This window comes from Paenibacillus sp. FSL R10-2199 (assembly GCF_038000235.1).
Classification (GTDB): domain Bacteria; phylum Bacillota; class Bacilli; order Paenibacillales; family Paenibacillaceae; genus Paenibacillus_AQ; species Paenibacillus_AQ phytohabitans.
Map to the genome: position 1 here is coordinate 585,002 of NZ_JBBOBO010000002.1, position 18,565 is coordinate 603,566.

16 protein-coding genes, 1 pseudogene and 1 riboswitch are annotated in these 18,565 nt (G+C 52.3%); of the genes and pseudogenes, 2 read left to right on the plus strand and 15 right to left on the minus strand.

Going from position 1 to position 18,565, the window contains the following annotated elements; translation table 11 throughout:
- Window positions 1-774 precede the first annotated feature (774 nt).
- The 8 genes and pseudogenes from NYE33_RS30525 to NYE33_RS30555 all read right to left on the minus strand — a co-directional run bounded on the left by NYE33_RS30525 (window position 775) and on the right by NYE33_RS30555 (window position 8,148).
- Window positions 775-1,440 (minus strand): precorrin-8X methylmutase, encoded by a 666-nt coding sequence (locus NYE33_RS30525; protein ID WP_042135123.1) that lies wholly within the window; start codon window positions 1,438-1,440, stop codon window positions 775-777.
- 2 nt (window positions 1,441-1,442) lie between these two features.
- Window positions 1,443-2,234 carry a precorrin-6A reductase gene (gene cobK, locus NYE33_RS30530; RefSeq protein WP_042135121.1) on the minus strand — a complete coding sequence of 264 codons (792 nt, stop codon included), beginning with the start codon at window positions 2,232-2,234 and terminating at the stop codon, window positions 1,443-1,445.
- Window positions 2,231-3,502, minus strand: coding sequence for a sirohydrochlorin chelatase (locus NYE33_RS36600; RefSeq protein ID WP_445669832.1), 1,272 nt, complete (start codon window positions 3,500-3,502; stop codon window positions 2,231-2,233). Before NYE33_RS36600 ends, cobK begins: the two co-directional genes overlap by 4 nt.
- Window positions 3,488-5,167: pseudogene (gene cobJ / locus NYE33_RS36605) on the minus strand (precorrin-3B C(17)-methyltransferase); the annotation flags it as partial. The pseudogene cobJ and the gene NYE33_RS36600, both read right to left, overlap by 15 nt.
- Before the next feature lie 29 nt (window positions 5,168-5,196).
- Complete coding sequence (locus tag NYE33_RS30540; protein ID WP_144025968.1) at window positions 5,197-6,042, minus strand: energy-coupling factor ABC transporter ATP-binding protein; 846 nt, start codon at window positions 6,040-6,042, stop codon at window positions 5,197-5,199.
- A 260-nt stretch (window positions 6,043-6,302) separates the two neighbouring features.
- On the minus strand, window positions 6,303-7,091 hold the full coding sequence (cbiQ, locus tag NYE33_RS30545; RefSeq protein WP_341069073.1) for a cobalt ECF transporter T component CbiQ: 789 nt from the start codon (window positions 7,089-7,091) through the stop codon (window positions 6,303-6,305).
- Window positions 7,088-7,384: an energy-coupling factor ABC transporter substrate-binding protein gene (locus NYE33_RS30550; RefSeq protein ID WP_042135118.1), complete on the minus strand. Its 297-nt coding sequence runs from the start codon at window positions 7,382-7,384 to the stop codon at window positions 7,088-7,090. The genes cbiQ and NYE33_RS30550 overlap by 4 nt, the downstream gene beginning before the upstream one ends.
- Window positions 7,384-8,148 carry an energy-coupling factor ABC transporter permease gene (locus tag NYE33_RS30555; protein WP_042135116.1) on the minus strand — a complete coding sequence of 255 codons (765 nt, stop codon included), beginning with the start codon at window positions 8,146-8,148 and terminating at the stop codon, window positions 7,384-7,386. The genes NYE33_RS30550 and NYE33_RS30555 overlap by 1 nt, the downstream gene beginning before the upstream one ends.
- Window positions 8,149-8,422: 274 nt before the next feature.
- Window positions 8,423-8,618, minus strand: a riboswitch (cobalamin riboswitch).
- Window positions 8,619-8,780: 162 nt separating this feature from the next.
- Here NYE33_RS30555 and NYE33_RS30560 point away from each other — a divergent pair.
- Complete coding sequence (locus NYE33_RS30560; protein WP_042135114.1) at window positions 8,781-9,722, plus strand: ArsR/SmtB family transcription factor; 942 nt, start codon at window positions 8,781-8,783, stop codon at window positions 9,720-9,722.
- Between the two features lie 105 nt (window positions 9,723-9,827).
- On the opposite strand, the gene NYE33_RS30565 is transcribed toward NYE33_RS30560, so the two are convergent.
- From NYE33_RS30565 to NYE33_RS30580, 4 genes are all read right to left on the minus strand, one after another.
- A complete protein-coding gene (locus NYE33_RS30565; protein ID WP_042135112.1) occupies window positions 9,828-10,103 on the minus strand; it encodes a DUF6171 family protein in 276 nt (91 codons plus the stop codon).
- Window positions 10,104-10,119: 16 nt separating this feature from the next.
- The gene (locus tag NYE33_RS30570; RefSeq protein WP_076242648.1) at window positions 10,120-11,616 is read right to left on the minus strand and encodes an alpha-N-arabinofuranosidase; all 1,497 of its coding nucleotides are present in this window, start codon (window positions 11,614-11,616) and stop codon (window positions 10,120-10,122) included.
- A 254-nt stretch (window positions 11,617-11,870) separates the two neighbouring features.
- Window positions 11,871-12,563: a class D sortase gene (locus tag NYE33_RS30575; RefSeq protein ID WP_076242647.1), complete on the minus strand. Its 693-nt coding sequence runs from the start codon at window positions 12,561-12,563 to the stop codon at window positions 11,871-11,873.
- Window positions 12,556-14,019 (minus strand): ice-binding family protein, encoded by a 1,464-nt coding sequence (locus NYE33_RS30580; RefSeq protein WP_341069080.1) that lies wholly within the window; start codon window positions 14,017-14,019, stop codon window positions 12,556-12,558. Before NYE33_RS30580 ends, NYE33_RS30575 begins: the two co-directional genes overlap by 8 nt.
- 265 nt (window positions 14,020-14,284) lie before the next feature.
- On the opposite strand from NYE33_RS30580, the gene NYE33_RS30585 reads away from it, so the two are divergent.
- Entirely contained in the window at window positions 14,285-14,695 is a 411-nt protein-coding gene (locus NYE33_RS30585; RefSeq protein WP_076242645.1) for a peptide deformylase, read from the plus strand.
- A 124-nt stretch (window positions 14,696-14,819) separates the two neighbouring features.
- Here NYE33_RS30585 and NYE33_RS30590 read toward each other — a convergent pair whose 3' ends face one another.
- The 3 genes from NYE33_RS30590 to NYE33_RS30600 form a co-directional block, all read right to left on the minus strand.
- Window positions 14,820-15,761, minus strand: coding sequence for a 5'-3' exonuclease (locus NYE33_RS30590; protein WP_042135106.1), 942 nt, complete (start codon window positions 15,759-15,761; stop codon window positions 14,820-14,822).
- A gap of 130 nt (window positions 15,762-15,891) precedes the next feature.
- Window positions 15,892-16,818 carry a putative bifunctional diguanylate cyclase/phosphodiesterase gene (locus NYE33_RS30595; RefSeq protein ID WP_052421746.1) on the minus strand — a complete coding sequence of 309 codons (927 nt, stop codon included), beginning with the start codon at window positions 16,816-16,818 and terminating at the stop codon, window positions 15,892-15,894.
- A 10-nt stretch (window positions 16,819-16,828) separates the two neighbouring features.
- Window positions 16,829-18,541, minus strand: coding sequence for a methyl-accepting chemotaxis protein (locus NYE33_RS30600; RefSeq protein ID WP_336102650.1), 1,713 nt, complete (start codon window positions 18,539-18,541; stop codon window positions 16,829-16,831).
- Window positions 18,542-18,565: the final 24 nt, after the last annotated feature.

The window sequence follows — 18,565 nt, forward strand, 5'->3', positions numbered from 1 at the left end:
GTGCTTGCGGTCGCTGCTGAGGTTGCGGTTGCAATTGCGGTTGCAGTTGCAGTTGCGATTGCAGCTGAGGTTGCGATTGCAGCTGGGGTTGCGGTTCAGCTCCTGCAAGGGTACGGCAGTATTCTTCAATATTTTCCGATTCTCGTTTTGCTGCATACTTTGCATACTCTGTATCATGCTCAGGCCCGCGATTCGCTGCGGACTCCACATCATGCTCAGACACCCGCTTTGCAGTGTACTCTGCCGCGGACTCATTATCATGCTTCACCTCCGTTTCCTCCTATTCTGATCTGCCCGGTTGTCTGCTGTTTCCTCGCTCATGGCAATCCCTCTTTGTGATGATATGCAACCTATTTGGAGCATCGTAGATATATTTAGACACGCCAACAATTAAATAAGCGAGTTCAATCAACAATGCAGTCATTGATGTATTCAGTTCCAAGTGAAAATTCCATAATAGTTGTATACTGTGCAATTAAAATCAGCGAAAAGGTAGGCTAGCATCTTATAACTGTACTCTGTACAACTAAATCTGCCCAAATGGGTGAGAACAAGCAAAAAACAGTAGTTTAATTGTACGAAATACAGCTAAACGGATAATTTGTTGTAAATCAGACGTTTTAGTTGTACAAAGTGCAGTTAAGTAAGCATACCTCATAAGCCTAGACATATGGATTAGAACATGTTCATATCCTGTTCAAAACCCGCTCAGACCCAACCCTTATAGAGTTTTGGCCCAGCGCTAGCACAGGTCCCGCTTATTCCTGCGCAGGCCTAATTCAATTCGCCCGCAGCCCGGCGGACCGCCAGCAGACTCAGTGCGTTGACCGCTGCAACGACGATTGTGCTTCCGCCTTTGCGGCCGATATTCGTGATGTAAGGAATGTCGAGCTTGCGCAGCTCATCCTTGGATTCCGCTGCCGAGACGAATCCGACCGGCATGCCGATGACAAGACCCGGCTGCGCTGTGCCTTCTTTTACCAGACGAATCAGTTCCAGCAGGGCAGTCGGCGCGTTGCCGATCACATAGATCCCTCCCGGAGCCTGTGCACAAGCTTTGCGCGTAGCCATAATGGCCCGTGTAGTCCCGAGCGCCTTCGCTTCTTCCATCACATCCGGATCAGAAATATGAACCCTGACTTCCCCGCCGTACCGCTGAATCCGCTCCTTGGCAATGCCCGCCTCCACCATCCGCACATCGGCAATAATCGGCTTGCCCTGCAGAATGGCGCTGATCCCCGCCTCAATCGCCCGCGGGTGAAAAACAAGACTGCGCCCCAGCTCAAAATCGGCAGAAGCATGAATGATCCGCTGTACTATTTTGTACTCCAGCCTGCTAAAGGAATGTTCACCAATCTCTTCAGTAATCATCTGAAAACTCAGACCTTCTATTTCCTGCGGCTGTACTGTCACCGGCTTGAAATCCGTACCAAAATCCACAGTTACCCCTCCTTGTTCATTTGCAGCGCAGTTCTCACGGCCTCCGTAATCTCGTCAAAAGAGTCAAACACCTTCCCGCTCTCTCCAAAGCTCAGCTCCGGCCGCATAATTAAAATGACGTAAAGCCCCATATCCAGCGCGGCATGCAGCTTCTCATCCACCGAGCCTTCCGCCCCGCTCTCTTTGGTAATCATCACCTGTGTGCCATATTGCCGGTAAAGTGCCTCGTTCATCTCTCTGCTAAAAGGGCCCTGAAGCGCAATAATATTCCGCTGCTCAATGCCAAGGGACAGGCATTTCTCCATATTCTCCAGGCAGGGCAGCAGTCTGACCGTCAGCCGGATATCCGGATCTCCCAGCAGCGCTTCCGCAAACACCTCAAGTGTCTTGCCGCCGGTCGTCAGCATAACGGAACCCTTGAGTTCCCTGGCCTTGCGCGCAGCCTCTTCATAGGAATGCACAACGATCAGCCGGGGGTGGCTGTCATAGATAAGACTTTGCCGCTCGTAGCGAAAATAGGGCAGGCCCAGCGCTGCAGCCGCGCCCATAGCATTGGCGTGTGCCTCCAGCGCAAAAGGATGGCTGCCGTCCACTACTGCACGATAGCCGCCCTCCTGCAGCAGCGAGATCATGGCCGGCTTATCCAGCCTGCCGACCCGGGAGCGGATTGCTGCGGCTTCCAGCCGTTCAGCCGCACTGGGCGTTACGACAGAGGCCTGCAGCGGCAGGCCTTGTCGCGACAGGTTCAGGGCCAGCTCCCGGGCATCGCTGGTGCCGCACAGCATGAAGATCATCGCGGCTGGCGCAGATCCCGGTTGTCTGCCGGAGCCGCTGTTCCGGTTACATCATGCCGGTCTTGATGCCCATGGTCATGATCCGCGCGATCGTGATGCCCATGCCTATGATGCCCATGACCGTGATGCCCGTGTCCGTGATGCTCATGCCCATGTCCTCCATGTGCGTGATCCCCGTGATCGTGTTCCTGATGATCGTGGTGTCCATGATCATGTTCCCCGTGCTCATGCCCATGATGTTCATGCCCGTGATGCCCGTGCCCATGATCCCCATGTCCATGCCCCTCCTCACCATGGTGATGATGATGGTGGTGGTGCAATGCCGCTTCATCACGGTACTTGCAGTTATCGCAATTGCTGAAAGACTGTCCCTCCATCGTCTCCTCAATGCGCTCTGTAAGCATATCCACAAGCAGCGGGTGCGTGCCGAGCTGGCGGCCGAGCTGCACTTCAATTTCCGGATGCTCTGCGGCGAAATGAGAAACCATTTCTGCGAACTGCTTCATCAGCACTCCGGTGAACAGCAGATACGGCACAACTATAATCTTACGCGCACCCAGTGCCAGGCAGCGTTCAAGCCCATCCGGAAGCGACGGCTTCGTGATGGCGATGAAGCAGCTTTCAACGCTTTGGTAAGACGTTCTTTCCCATAGCAGCCGGCCCAGCTTATAGAAATCACTGTTGGCATCCGGATCACTGCCCCCGCGCCCCATAAGCAGCACGATGGTATCCTTATCCTCTGCTGCAGATGTTGTACAGGCTTGGGCTTCCTGCAAACTCAAGTCTGCAGCTCCGGCTTCATTACTGTCTTTCACAGAAGCAGAAAGCGGTTCAGCTTCCCGTATCCGGTCCAGCACAATATCGACAGCCCGCTCCTGAACACCCAGCGGACGCCCGTATACAAACTCCACCCCCGGATATTTCAGCTTGGCTTCATCGATCGCCATAGGAATATCCAGCTTGGAATGGCCCGCCGCGAACAATATAATCGGCACAATATAAATTTGCGTCGCACCGCCCTCCACGCATTTGGCAATTCCGCCCGCGATTGAAGGTGAGGCTAGCTCTATGAAGCAGGTCTCAAACTTAAGCTCCGGCTTGCGGGCGGCTAGCTGGCTGGTGAATTGCAGCAGCTCATCATTTCCCGCTTGAATCCGGCTGCCGTGTCCAACCAGTAATACGGTTCTCATCATGCGTACTCCCTCTATGCTGTCATTATTATCTATACTTCCTGCAGTGCTGTTCACCTGTTCTTCAATACTGCCCATCCGTTCATAAAAAGCATGAAACCGCTCCTTCTCCCGGCCTTGCGCAGTATAATGCTCTACTGCCGCTGCTACAGCAGCCACGGCTTCATCTTCATCCATACCTTCCCGGACCAGAGTGCCGGCATGCGCTCCCCGGCCCGACTTCTTGCCGCCCAGATAGAGCTCATAGCTGCCCCGCGAAAGGACCAGCCCGATGTCATCCAGAACAGCCGAGCTGCAGGCCATTCCGCAGCCCGCCACGCTGATATGCAGCTCTTTGGGTACAGCGAGCCCGTGCAGCAGGGTATGCAGGCAGACCGCCGCGCTTAAAGCGCCGCTTCTCCGCAATTCACAGAACCCGCAGGTTTTTACTTTCACATAATCACCGGGTATACTAACGCTCAGTCCTGCCTCTGTAAGCTTCGCCGCCACCTCAGCACGGTGACCCGGATGGCTCCGCAGCAGAAAATGTCCGTCCTTCGTATAGATCAGCTGCCCCTCATCGCCTGCCAGCTCCGCCAGCAGTTTCATCTGGATACCGCTGAATCTGCGGCTGCCGATGACAGGAGAAACCTCCAGCTCGAAGGTTTCATCAGCGTGTTCCGCCAGCTGAACTGCAGGAATACGTGGACGCTCCACGCGCGCAGACGCTGCCAGGCTTAGCACCGCAGCCTCCTCCGTCCGTCCCCCGTCAGTTGGAGCCATTCTCTCTGACACCAATCGCTCTACCTGTCCGGTTTCACCGGCAGCTGCACCCGGTGCCACTGCTCCATCTATCCGCTCCGCCTCAGCAGCCACACTCTCCACCGCTGTCCCTTCAGACCGTCCCGCCTCAGCCGCCACACTCTCCGCCGCAGCCAGCGACCAAGGTTCGGCCGCAGTGCGCAGCCGCTCATGCGGCTTCAGCGCCTGCGTCTGTGCACCTAGATTGTACTTGCGCTCGTATCCGCGCGGCGTAACCATTAGACCCTCGTAGACCACCGTCGCGGAGTTGCCGACGACAACCGTAGAGAGCATGCCGATCTCATGCTCCAGCATCTCCTGCAGCGTAGTGACGATCGTCTGCTGACGGTCACGGTAGGCGCTTTTGACAATGCCGACCGGCGTGGAAGGATCACGGTAACGCAGCAGGATATTGCGTGCTTCTTCAATCTGGCGCGTCCGCTTGCCGCTGCGAGGGTTATAGAAGGCGATCACGAAATCCGCAGCGCCCGCCGCTTCTACACGCGCGGCAATGCTCTCCCACGGGGTAAGATGATCGCTGAGGCTGATTGTGCAGGAATCATGCATGATCGGCGCTCCCAGCAGGGAAGAACAGGACTGGATCGCCGATATTCCGGGGATCACCTCGACCTCTACTCCGTCAGCCCGGTTCCAGCCCCGTTCAATCAGCACCTCGTAGACGAGACCCGCCATGCCGTATACACCGGCATCGCCGCTGGATATTACGGCAATGGTCTGGCCGTCCTCGGCTCGGCGGACGGCCTCCTGCGCCCGGCTGACCTCTTCGGTCATGCCGGTGCCGACAATCTCCTGATGCCGCAGCAGCGGTTTGATCAGATCCACATAAGTGTTATAGCCGATTACAGCCTCACTCTCTTCGAGAGCAGACAGCGCCCGGCCGGTAATATGCTCCAGCGCTCCGGGACCGAAGCCGATAATCAGCAGCTTGCCTTGTTTCTTCATCCTTCTTCCCCCGTTCATGAATACCTGTATTAACTATTCAGCAGCCTGTTTAGTACAGCTTTGAAATCTCCCGCCGTGCGGGGGGCTGGCTGGCCGGCGGTGTGCCGTGCAGGCAGGCTGTACCACAAGTCGGCCAGCAGCGGCAGACCGAGGCCGATGGCCTGCAATTCTTCCGCCCCGGCAAAAATCTCCTCCGGCGTCCCCTCAGCCCGGCACCTCCCCTGATCCAGTACGATAATCCAGTCCGCCCAGCGGTACGCCAAGTTCATATCATGCGTAGCCATAACTACGGTTGTGCCTTTTTCATGTATAAGATCAAGACCCTGGAGCATCTGTGTCTCGGATAACGGGTCCAGATACGAGGTCGGCTCATCCAGCAGGATCAGCTCCGGCTCCATCGCCATTACTCCGGCGAGTGCGGTGCGTTTTTTCTGCCCCAGGCTAAGCTGGTGAACCGGTTTGTCACTCAGCTCCGTCAGGTTCAGCAGTTCCATGACACTGCGGCAGCGCTCAGCTATTGCGGCTTCGTCCATCCCCGTTCCCCGCAGCCCGAAGGACACATCCTCCAGAGGTGTGCTCAATATGAGCTGCTGCTCCGGGTCCTGAAAAACAAGACCCACACTGCGCCGCAGCGCGGCCAGCTCTTTTTTGGCATAGGACAATGTCCTGCCTCCCTGCTGAACCGTACCCTTCTGTGGACGCAGAATGCCGACAGCATGCAGGAACAGGGTCGATTTGCCCGAACCATTGTGGCCGAGCACCGCCGTTTTGCGGCCTTTGGGAATGGAGATGGTTAGTTCACGCAGCGCGGCTTCCTTCGTATCCGGGTAATGAAACACCACCCCGTCAAAAGCCAGACTATATTCCATGTCCATGACGTACTCCTCTAATGTGATTTGGCAAAGCGGTATCGGATAAATGTTGTACGTTTTACAGCTTTGAATCCTGGATACTCCGGCCTTCTGGGGGATTGTTGTATGGAATACAACAATCTTCCCTCAGAGCCAACTAAATGAAGTGAAATGCTGCCTTTTGTACAACAATCTTGGAATACATCCGATATTCCGGGGAAATTGTTGTACTTTGGGCATGATTTCAACAAAGCCAGCAGATTTCCTGCACTAAAATCTTAAATTCAACCCCGCAGCCACAGCCAAAGCTGCGCCAGCGCCAGCACAGCGATCCCGGCATACGCCCGGACCGCATAACGCCGCGGCACAGGCCGCGCGGTATACGGCGGCAGAATGATCTCCCCCGTGAACCCGCGGGTCAGCAGCCCCTGCGACAATCCGTAATAACGGTGCATCGTATTGCCGAAGAGGGCCGCGGTCATGGCCGCAGTCTCCTGCAGCCTGGCCTTATACCCTCTGCGGCCGCCGCGCAGCCTCCGGGCCAGCATCAGCCCGTGCGCCGCATCATTCAGCAGGAACAGGAAGCGGTACATGATCAGCATCAGCTCCAGCACAATCTGCGGCATACGCAGCCTGCGCAGCACCTGCAGAAGCTCGCTGAACGGGGTGGTGAACATTAGGAAGAAGAAGCAGCTCATGCAGGCCGAGACTCTGGCCAGCAGTTCACCGGCCCGCTCCAGCCCTGCTGCCGTGATATATACCGGAAGAGGCGGCCCCGAAATCCGGAATATGCCAGCTTCCCCGGCAGCCGGGTGGCCGAATTCCACGAGCAGCGCCGGTACACTAAGGCAATAGAACAGCAGCGCCGTGCCAAACAACAGCCCGTAGGCGCGATAGGGAATTTTGGCATGCAGGATGCACCAGGACATCATCCACAGCGTAATCACAAGCTGCAGCACCGGATGCACGGTATAGGAGAGCAGGAACATCAGTGCCGCGAACGAGCTTTTCCACATGGGAGACAGCTGCCTCAAGGCATTATTATAAGAAAGGACATCAATTCGTCTGATCACTTGCTGATGCTGTTCTGCTTCGCCTGGCCTTGTTTCCCTTTCAGCAGCCCCAGTGAATATCCGATCACCCCGGCGCCAATCGCCGCCTGCAATGCGAACAGCATACTCTCCGTCTCACCCGGAAGCTCGGTCAGCGGCTTGAACCAGGGTTCATATTCGGGGTTAATCTCTGTGATCACACCCTCGGCAGCATCATCGGCCCCGCCGAAATCACCACTCACGAACAGCAGCGGCAAGACACACAGCAGGACAACAGCCAGCAGCATCAATCCATTTTTCCATTTATTGCTCATTATGCATTTCCCCCTTTGACCTTACGTTTCAGGAGCGACATTTCATTCGGACTGTACGATTTCAGCCAGTTCCACAATAATACGGTCAGCAGCCCTTCGCTGATGGCCAGCGGAATCTGCGTCACGGCAAAGATCCCCCCGAATTTGAGAAAAGACGCCAGGACTCCGCCATCCGCAGCCGGAAAAGCCACCGCAAGCTGGAAGGAAGTCACTACATAAGTCATCAGATCGGCAACCGCCGCTGCACAGAATAAGGCCAGCTTCTCGCGGTCCGGCAGCTTCATCATCAGCTTATAGACTGCATATCCGGCAAAAGGCCCCGCGACCGCCATCGAGAACGCATTCGCCCCCAGCGTAGTGATCCCCCCGTGCGCCAGAAGCAGCGCCTGAAACAACAGCACGATCGAGCCGATCACGCCCATCGGCAACGGTCCCAGCATAACTGCGCCAAGTCCGGTACCTGTAGGATGCGAGCTGCTTCCGGTAACGGAAGGCATTTTGAGCGCCGATAAGACGAAGGTGAACGCCCCTGCCAGACCGAGCAGCAGCTTCAGCTCCGGATTCTCCCTGGTCATCGATCTAAGCCTGATAATCCCGAGTATGAAGAACGGTAAGAACGCCACCCACCAGAACACGGCCCAGCCTACCGGCAGAAACCCTTCCATAATGTGCATAGCCTGGGCCGTTCCCGGTTCATTCAGCATAAAGTACACTGTAAATCCGGCAATCAGCGCCGCAAAACTCCAAAATCCGCGTTTCTTCATTTGTCAGCCTCCAAGTTTCTTTAATATAGCAAACCCAAAAAACTCCCGCCCTTCAGGGTGGGAGTGTATGTACGCAGGTATGATTCGATAGAGAGCACTGCCGTGCGCCAACAAGGGGTTCTGCACCCGGTCGCTCCGCATGGGCCGCTCAACGCTGTGTCTGCATAACATTGAACCGGCTCTGATCTTGATCTTCAAGATTCCCTCCGGTCCTGCAGGCACATCGCTTCATCTCATTAACCTATCCGTACACCGCTCCTATCCGCGTAGAGTCGTGGTGTGCGTAATCAAGGTAGGTCTCCTGGCTTGGAATACGGGCGCTATATCCTTCGTCTTCCCCGGGGTTCTCCCCGAGTGACATCATGAAGTTCAGCTCTTCCTTACAGTGGCGGGACCGCTCGGGACTTGCACCCGATTCCCTGTTATCCCTTGCCTGATCCGGCAAGAGCACCTTGTTACATCGCTAATCCATCCTACATCATAGCGGAACAGGCTCTGCATGTCTGTGATAAAATTGGAGCGGCTGCGAGGCGCAGTATTCATTTGCTTGTAAGGCAGCGTTCATTTGCTTGTAAGAATGTCATTTGAGTAATATAATTATTAACTATATAACCTGAACGTGGAGGCAGCGCATGAAACTTGATCTAACCGACCAATCTTTACCCGTGTACGAAGCGTTATCCAGTGCTGTGCGCCTGCAGATGCTGCGGCTCCTGTCCGAACAGCCTATGAACGTCAAGGAACTGGCCGGGGCGCTGAAGCTCAGCAGTGCCATTATGACGATGCATGTGCGCAAGCTGGAAGCTGCCGGACTGATCCGCAGCCACATGGCTCCCGGGCGCAGCGGACTACAGAAGATTTGTACACTGGCCGCCGAGAGTGCTGAGATTATTTTCCCTGGACAAGCCAGAACACAGCGCAGAGGCTACCGTAAGGAAATACCCGTGGGCCACTACTCTGATTTCCAGATTGAACCGACCTGCGGATTATCTACAACCGAGCGGGTAATCGGCAACTTTGACGATCCGCGGTATTTCTGGGATCAGGAGCGGGTGAATGCAGGCATCCTGTGGTTCGGCAAAGGATTCGTGGAATATAAAATCCCGAACTTCCTGCTGTCCAGCCAGAAGCCTGAGGAGCTGGTCATCACGATGGAGATTGCCTCCGAAGCCCCGTCCATCAATAATAACTGGCCTTCCGACATCACCTTCACACTGAACGGACAGCGGCTCGGTTTCTGGACCAGCCCCGGCGACTACGGGGACAGCCCGGGCAAATACACTCCTGCCTGGTGGCCTGCGCTCACCAACCAATATGGACTGCTTAAGCAGCTGAGGATTACTCCGGCGGGCACGTTCATGGACGGTCAGAAGCTGTCAGAGGTTACACTGGAGCAGGTCGGTATCCGTGATAAGCAGTGGACGTTCAAGGTCTCTGTGGAAGAGGATGCGGAGCATATCGGCGGCCTTACCTTATTCGGCAAGGGGTTCGGCAACTATAACGAGGATCTTGTGTTTGAGCTCTTTTATACAGATGCAGTTGATGCTTCGGCAAGTGCCAGTCTGGCGGAATGACCCAAACAGGATGGTGCAGCAAACAGCGGCAGCGGGAGACCTTAAGCTCAGGTCCCCCGCTGCCGCTGTTGTGGTTACGGGTGTATTGCAGGACAGCTTTGCAGTTTAACCAGTCACCGGCTGCCACAGGCCGCCGCCCGGCAGCGGACAGCCGCGTGCCTTCAGCCGGGCTACAACCGGTATAATACAGCCGCAGGCAATGCAGGTTACGCCATCCTGCAGCTTGGGACAAGCTCCGCATAGGGCAACCCGCTCGGCGTATACTTCGTCCGGGGCTGTATTCTCCGGATTGAACATGGAGGAGGCGAGAATCCGGGCAATCTGCGCTTCCGTCACCTTGTACTCTTCCCGGCATCCCTTGCATGCTGAGGTTGTAGTCATGCTGCGCTCCCTCCCGTTAAGCTCCCGGAGTAATTGCCAGTACTGTCACCGACATTGGCGGCAGTTCAACCGTAAGCGTGTCGCCTTCAAGCTGGAAGGCGGTGAACGGCTGCGGTACTACCGCTTCCGGCTGCCCGAAGGTATTGTGGGCATCGATGGAAGACCCTGCAAGTGTAGTGCCGCTTACGGCTGCTGACTGTCCAGCCAGTCCGCGCAGCTCCAGCGGCAATACTGCCGGTGCAGCGTGATTCAGGTTGCACAGGCTGACGTGAATGACGCCCTCTGCTGTTACGGAAGCTGAAGCAGATACTTCAGGAATCTCCACGCCCTCATAGCTGTAAACCGGGCTGTCGATCGTCAGATCCAGCAGCTCCGCATCCTGATGTACTTTATACATATTGAATACATGGTAGGTTGGAGTCAGAAGCATTTTCTCGCCTTCGGTCAGAATTACAGCCTGCAGCACGTTTACAGTCTGGGCAATGTTCGCCATCCGTACACGGTCGCTGTGCTTGTGGAAGATATTCAGGGTCAGACCGGCAACCAGCGCATCACGGATCGTGTTCTGCTGGTAGAGGAATCCAGGGTTCGTACCGGGTTCCACATCATACCAGGTGCCCCATTCATCAACGATCAGGCCCACTCTTTTGTCCGGATCGTATTTGTCCATAATGACACTGTGGCGGGTAACCAGCTCATCCATGAACAGCGCCTTCTTCAATGTGTTGAAATATTCATCCGTTCCATAGCCGGTAGCCGCACCTTTATTAGCCCAATCCGAAGTCGGCAGGGTGTAGTAATGCAGGGTAAGCGAATCCATGAAGCGGGTGGCTTCGCGCATCAGTACTTCGGTCCAGTTATAGTCATCCGAGTTCGCACCGCAGGCGATCCGGTGAATCTTGTTATCCCCATAGTTGCGCACATAAGTCTGATATTGGCGGTACAGGTCAGCATAATACTCAGGACGCATATTGCCGCCGCAGCCCCAGTTCTCATTGCCCACGCCGAAGTAAGCTACACTCCAGGCCTCTTCCTGTCCATTCTTCTGGCGCAGCTCAGCCATCGGCGATACACCGTTAAAGGTCAGATACTCAACCCACTCGGACATCTCCTGTACCGTTCCGCTCCCTACATTGCCGTTGATGTACGGCTCACATTCCAGCATGGCGCAGAGCCGCATGAATTCATGTGTACCAAAATGATTGTTCTCAACCGCACCGCCCCAATGGGTATTGATCATGCGCTTGCGTTCTTCACTTGGGCCAATGCCGTCCTTCCAGTGATATTCATCGGCGAAGCAGCCGCCCGGCCAACGCAATACGGGAATCTTCATTTCCTTAAGCGCTTCCACCACATCGTTACGGATACCGTTCGTGTTCGGAATCGGTGAATCCTCGCCAACCCAGATACCTTCATAAATACAGCGGCCCAGATGCTCAGCGAAATGTCCGTAGATGTTGCGGTTAATTGTGCCTTTGCGGATGTCAGTGTTCAGTAAAATGCGTTCTGCCATTTCAGTTAACGCTCCTCTTTAAGTTAATATATTTGTTAATCATTTAACACTTATATTAATATTATAGTCAGGCTTCCGCTGGTTCGTCAATCTTTAAATTAAGTGGCTCGTGCACCGTTTCTTAAGAATCCTTCCATCCATCGCTGCAGTGGCGCATAGGATAAAGTACTGCTTTGGGTGGTCAGACCCGTTTTCCCTCCAAAAAAATCCCTTGACACCGAGCTGTCAAAGGATAAGGGTAAGCCGAAAGATCTTCATGTTGTGGGGGAACGGACTTCAGCGATCAGGTCTGCGACGAGAATATAACGGTCGGGAGCCGCGCCGATAAAGTGAAAGGGATAGCAGGTACTTACGGTTAGGACAGCGTGGTCTGTAGGTACAATAATCGTTTTATCATCTTTATCAACAATCCGTATAGTACTTATCTTATAGGTGAAAGAACCCGCTGATGTATCAACGACAAGCTCGTTCCCTATTTCCAGTTCGCCTAATTTAGCAAAGACAGTATCCCGGTGTCCGGATAGAACCGAATTGTTATTCTCACCCGGCAGGACGCTTTCCGAGAAATGTCCAATTCCCTCCTCCAGCTCATCCTCGTCTGTCCCGTGTATAATCGGAAGAATTTGCTGTAAAGCCGGAATTTTCAGCTTTCCGATAACATCGCCTTCAAGCGGCCTTATGGGATAAAGGATATCCTCCTGCGGCGGTATGCTGCTGGAATCGCTTCCTTCTACCGGAACGGCGATGCTGCTCTTTACACTATTGCGCAGATCAGCCTGAATTGGGATTCGATCAGTATTCTCATTATAATCAACGGGAACGGTTTGCGCCTGGATATGAATCAGGGCCCAAGAGATAGACAAGATCCCCAGAATCATTGATCCCAGGGAGATAATGTATATCTGTTTTCCGGCTTTTACTTTATGCTCAGTGTGCCGTTTATTCACGAAGCTTTCTCCTCCATAAGATTACTCCTCCCATTATGGTTAATAGAGATCCGGAGAGAAGCAAGTTGTACCACGGCGTCGCGGTAGCCGGAAGCTGGCCTCCGGTGACTGTAGGTACAGATACGGGAACCGCCTCAAACTTAAACACTGTTCCGTTATGGGAAGTGAATCTCACCAGAATATTATAAGTCCCTACCGGTGCTTTAGCGATCCTATAATTGACACTTTCAGTTCCTTCTATATTGTATAACTTCCCCCCCAGATCGAAATTCCACACTCCTGTTTCTTCTTGATTATCAGGGAGCTTTGCATCAATAATCATATCCCCGTCCGGAAGTAAGCCTACTTTAACCCATTCCGTTTCAACAATCCAAGCAGGCACTGCCGGCAGCTCCGCAGGAGATGAAGCAGCAGGAGTATTAACAGGTGAAGCAGCGGGGCCTGGCGTTGCTGTAGCCGGCATTGGTGTTGCCGTAGCCGGTATTGGTGTTGCCGTAGCTGGTACTGGCGTTGCCGTGGCCGGTATTGGTACTGCCGTAGCTGGTACTGGCGTTGCCGTAGCTGGTACTGACGTTGCCGGTACTGGCGTTGCCGTGGCCGGTATTGGTACTGCCGTAGCTGGTACTGGCGTTGCCGTAGCTGGTACTGACGTTGCCGTAGCCGGTATTGGCGTTGCCGTGGCCGGTATTGGCGTTGCTGTGGCCGGTATTGGCGCTGGTGAATCTGTTTCTACAGGCGGTTGTACCGGTGGTTCCACAGGCGGCTCCTGTACACAAGCTGGAACGGTAATGTTAGACGGGCCCGGGCCAGTGAATGTAACTGCATCTTGTGACAGAATTCTGCCATTTATAATAGTATTGATACCAACCGTTGTTGCTGAAGATTGACTCAATAAACTGCCTTTGAACTCCGTATTTGCCGCGAGTGTCGTGGCCCCGTTTACCACCCAATAGATATTACAGGCTTGTGCCCCGTCTGTTAATAGAATCTTCGTACCGGCTGTTGTATCCAATGTCCCTGCAATTTGGAAGATAAAAATATCATCACCGCTAAGAGTTACATCAGCACTGATATTAACTGCACCTGGATAATTATATATACCGGGCAGTAGGATTTCGCCTCCCAGATCCGCTCCAGCCGTTCCATTAACAGTGGGCACCTGTGAATTTGCATACCCAATCACATTTCCCAAATCAATGTCAGCAGCATGATAAACACTATCATCTAAATAATTATTCCCATTCGTTATATGTGGAATTACGGTCTGAGTAATAGCTCCCGTATCTCCGGAAACGGAAGTCTCAACCGTTGTCATCGTCTTTGCGAGTAGCCCGAAAGTGGCCGCTGAACCCAAATTCATGTCTATTACCGCAGCTGAAGCGGGCAGCAAAATTCTGGAGAACGACAGCGTGAAAACCAGCACAATTGCGGTGAGTCCTAGATATTTCAGTTTCATACGCATGCTCCCTTTTTGTTACCAATTTTTACCATTATATACTTATTAATTCTACAGTAGTCTTGTCGAATAAGCAAAGTAAATCTGTAATTCCGCACCATACACGATATCCCCCCTGCTGAACCCCAATGCACTGCAAAAAACCACCAAATACCCGAAAGTGTCTGGCGGCTTTACATTATTGTTCCGGCAAGATTCATTTCACTGTCCATACAAAAGATGATATTATGGCAGTGGCAACCAAATAAAACACATGGAGAATACTATGATCAGACCCATATGTAAAGATATGACGATTCTAAGCCAGAAGTCCACACCGGCAACTAAAGAGGATCTGCCGGTGTTAGATGACCTTCTGGATACATTGCGCGCGAATGCAGACCGGTGTGTCGGCATGGCGGCTGATATGATCGGTGTCAATAAGCGCATCATCGCGTTCAGTATCGGACCAGTGAATGTCCCCATGATTAATCCGGTCATCACGGGGCGTAACAGTCCTTATGAGGCTGAGGAGGGCTGTCTCTCACATGATGGCGTACGCAGAACTATGCGCTATGATTCCATTGAGGTAGAGTTCCTCGACCGTAATTTCAAACCGCAGAAGCAGACCTTCACCGGATTTGCGGCGCAGATCATTCAGCATGAGATCGATCACTGCGACGGAATTGTAATCTGAGCCCGGCATATGGTATTCAGTTGTCAGGGATAACACAAAAAGACCCCTATCGCGAGACTTTCGCGAGGGGTCTTCTGCTTATTCAGGAGGCTCTGGCCTGCCTAAGCCTATAACTAAGCTCTTCTCAGCCCAAATCTCCGAGTTCAATCTGTACGATTCCCCGGTCATCCCGGACCTCGGCGATCCCGCCGATCAGATGCATCAGGCTGCCGAACTCCAGCTCATTGAACTTGCGTGCCGCAGTATCCCGCTGCAGTGCCCACAGACAGTCCGCCAGTTCGCAGACCACCGGCACATCGCAGCGGATTTCCGCCAGCTCCCGCGAGAGATGCAGCATATCGAGGTCAGCCTCGATTTTGGCCCGCACGCCTTTGGGCAGCAGATGCAGGTTCTCAATGACACCTTCCACGGTGCCGTATTCGGTCAGCAGCTTGGTGGCTGTTTTCTCACCGATGCCCTTAACGCCGGGATAATTGTCGCTGGTGTCTCCCATGAAGCCCTTCAGGTCAATCACCTGTGCAGGGGTGAGGCCACGTTCAGCAAGGAGCTCCGCCGGATCATACACTTTATAGTTGGAGCGGCCTTTTTTCATAATCACGACCTTGACGCTGTCATTCACCAGCTGCAGCATATCGTGGTCACCTGTGAGAATATAGACCTCTGACTCCCCGCTGTAGCACGAAGCCAATGTACCAATGCAGTCATCTGCCTCATAACCAACCAGACCGATATTCGGCACGCCCAGCTCGGCCACTACCTCTTTCACGAGGTCAAACTGCGGAATCAGCTCCAGCGGCGCATCAATGCGGTTCGATTTGTAGCCGTCATACTTCTCCGTACGGAACGTACCCTTGCCCATATCCCAGCAGCAGACCACATGTGAAGGCTCAAACGTACTCACCGCGTCGAAAAAATACTGCAAAAATCCATACACCGCATTCGTCGGAAGCCCGGCGCTGGTCTTGCGGATATATCCTCCATAAGAGGTAGCATAAAAAGCCCGGAACAGCAGAGCCATTCCATCCACGATCATTACCCGGCCCTTAGTTTCTGTTACTGTGCTCATGTGTAACCTCTCCTTGTGCATACAATTTGCATTGCGCCTCTAGGAGTATTCTATCAGAAAACTAGTAATCTTATAAGAGTGCATCCAGATTCCCACAGCTCCAATCATTGGGAGGCCCGGCCGGAATTAACTACTGTAGCACCAAATCATAGTTAAAAATCCCTTCGGACGCCAGTAAATCTTCAAAGTCTCTCACCGCTAAGGGCTTACTGTACAGAAATCCTTGAATCTCATCGCATTTATAATCAGACAGAAGCTCTAGTTCTTCCATTCGTTCCACCCCTTCAGCTATGACCTTCATACCCAGATTGTGTGCCAGGAAGATTAAAGATGATACAATCGCCTGATCACAATTGCTGCTTATCATTTCACGAATGAAGATCCGGTCAACTTTGAGTGTATCTATTGGAAAATACTTAAAATAACTTAAAGAAGATTGTCCGCTTCCAAAATCATCTATCGCGATATTCACACCGGTTGCTTTGATACTTTCTACGGTTGCTATCATGCTCTCCGTATGTGTCAGAAATCCGCTTTCTGTAATTTCAAGTTCCAGCCTGCGAGGATCTACGTTGGTTTCACGTATAATTCCAGAGAGGATACTTGGAATATCATCCATCATCAGTTGCCTGACGGACAGGTTTACTGAAATACGAATTGCTGACGTTAAATGCTCCTCCCATTTGTTCAACTGTCTGCAGGCAGAGAGGAGCACCCATTCACCAATCGGACAAATGAGCCCCGTCTCTTCAAGGATAGGAATGAAAATCTCGGGGGAGATCATTCCGAATGTGGGATGCTCCCAACGGAGCAATGCTTCAGCGCCCACAATTTTCTGTCTGGGAACATCGACCTGTGGTTGATATACGAGAAAAAATTCTTCATTTTCGAGCGCATGGTGTAGATCTTTCTCAAGCTGCTGCCGATAAAGAGGCTCCTCTGCTTTTGGGACATTGCTGATAAGTTTCCGAGATGACTTCCTGTAAGCAGTTACTCGTAAAAAAAGATAAATACAAATACCGGCGGATACAATGAATTTCAGAATTATTATCAGCATATTCTTTACCTTAATTCCTATAAATCTTGAAACCGTTTAAATTGTCGTACAAATCCTCGGCCATTTGGGCTAAGGAAGCTGAGGATGCTGATATTTCTTCCATTGATGCTAGCTGTTCTTCTGTTGCTGCTGCAATATTCTGCGTGCCGGAGGCAGAAGTTTTGGCAGAAGTATTGATCTCTTCCACCGAACGAAACACTATTTCTGTTCCTGCTGCCAGATCCTGAACTTCATTTGTGACTTCCCTGATCTGGGCGGCGACGTTATCCACAGACTCTTCAATCTGTGCAAATGCTTGCCCTGCCGAATTCACAATCTCGATCCCGCTCTCAACCTCTTTAGACGTGCGTTCCATGGATCGGACAGCTTTGCCTGTTTCCGACTGAATCGTACTGATCAGGACAGATATTTTTTGGGCCGATCCTGCTGATTGCTCAGCCAGCTTGCGGACCTCATTCGCGACAACCGCAAATCCCCGGCCATGTTCTCCAGCCCTGGCCGCTTCGATTGTTGCGTTCAGCGCGAGCAAATTGGTTTGTGCTGAAATCCCTGATATAGTGTCTACAATCTGACCTATCTCTTCTGACTGCTGTTCTAAACCATGAATAATGCTGTTCAGCTCTTCAATCGCCGCATAGATTGAACTCATTTGACTCACAGCTGTATGGACCGCTTCATTTCCCTCCAATGATAGATCTGAAGTCTGTGAGGCTGTTTCAGACATGTTCTGAGCATTCCGTTCAATAAGCTGAATACTGTCCTTCATATGTTCCATTGTTCTGGCCGTTACTTCAACCGCATGAACCTGTTGATCTGCACCTCCCGCTACTTCTTGAACGTTTGCCGCAATATTTTCACTGGCTGTGCTGGTCTGTTCTGCATTTGCCGTAAGCTGCACAGAGAACGCCGCAACCTGCTGCGAAGTCTCTGTAATCTGCCCGAACAGGTTTCTTAATACCTCGAGCATAGTATTGAGAGAATGCGTCAGTTGCCCGAGTTCATCTCTGGAACGATAACTTGCTTCTCCGGTGAAATCTCTGTTCTCCGCTTCTTTCATAAGCTTCTGTACAGCCTGCACCGGTTTTACAATCATCCTTATGATGATAATTCCGACAACAGTGCAGAGCAGACAAAAAGCGATGGACAGGATGTTTGATAACAGAATGCTTTGCTCCCCTTGTTCGCGGACCAAAGTGTTAATGGCAGCGGCACTATCCTTAAGTTTGTTTTCCAATGTGTCACCTAAAGTAACCATTACATTCATTGTGGGTACAACATTATTTTTATAATAATCATAGGCTTCCACATTGCGATTAACAGCCCCCAAAGCAAAGGCTTCCTGCATGGAACGGATGTATACAATAAATTCAGTTTTAATATCTTTTACAAGCTTTTTCTCCTCTTCGGTGATCCCATTCACAAGCATTCTATCCAGAATATTTGAATTCGCATTCACAAGGCTATCGAATTTTATTTTTAATTCGTTCGCCTCTTGATTTGTACTAGTCTGCATGGATTGGAACAGAATGCTTTCCATCGCCCGGTTGCCGGTACGGTAATTTAGAAAATCTGCTTCCGGCACCATCCGATCGAAATACATCGCGTTAGAATTATCAACCATTTTCGTCAACGATACATATCCAAGAGCAGATTGTGCAACCATGGCTACAATAAAGACTCCGATCAACAGAAACAGTTTTGTTGCTACTTTTAGATTACGCACAGTTCTATCCCCTTCCTATCACTT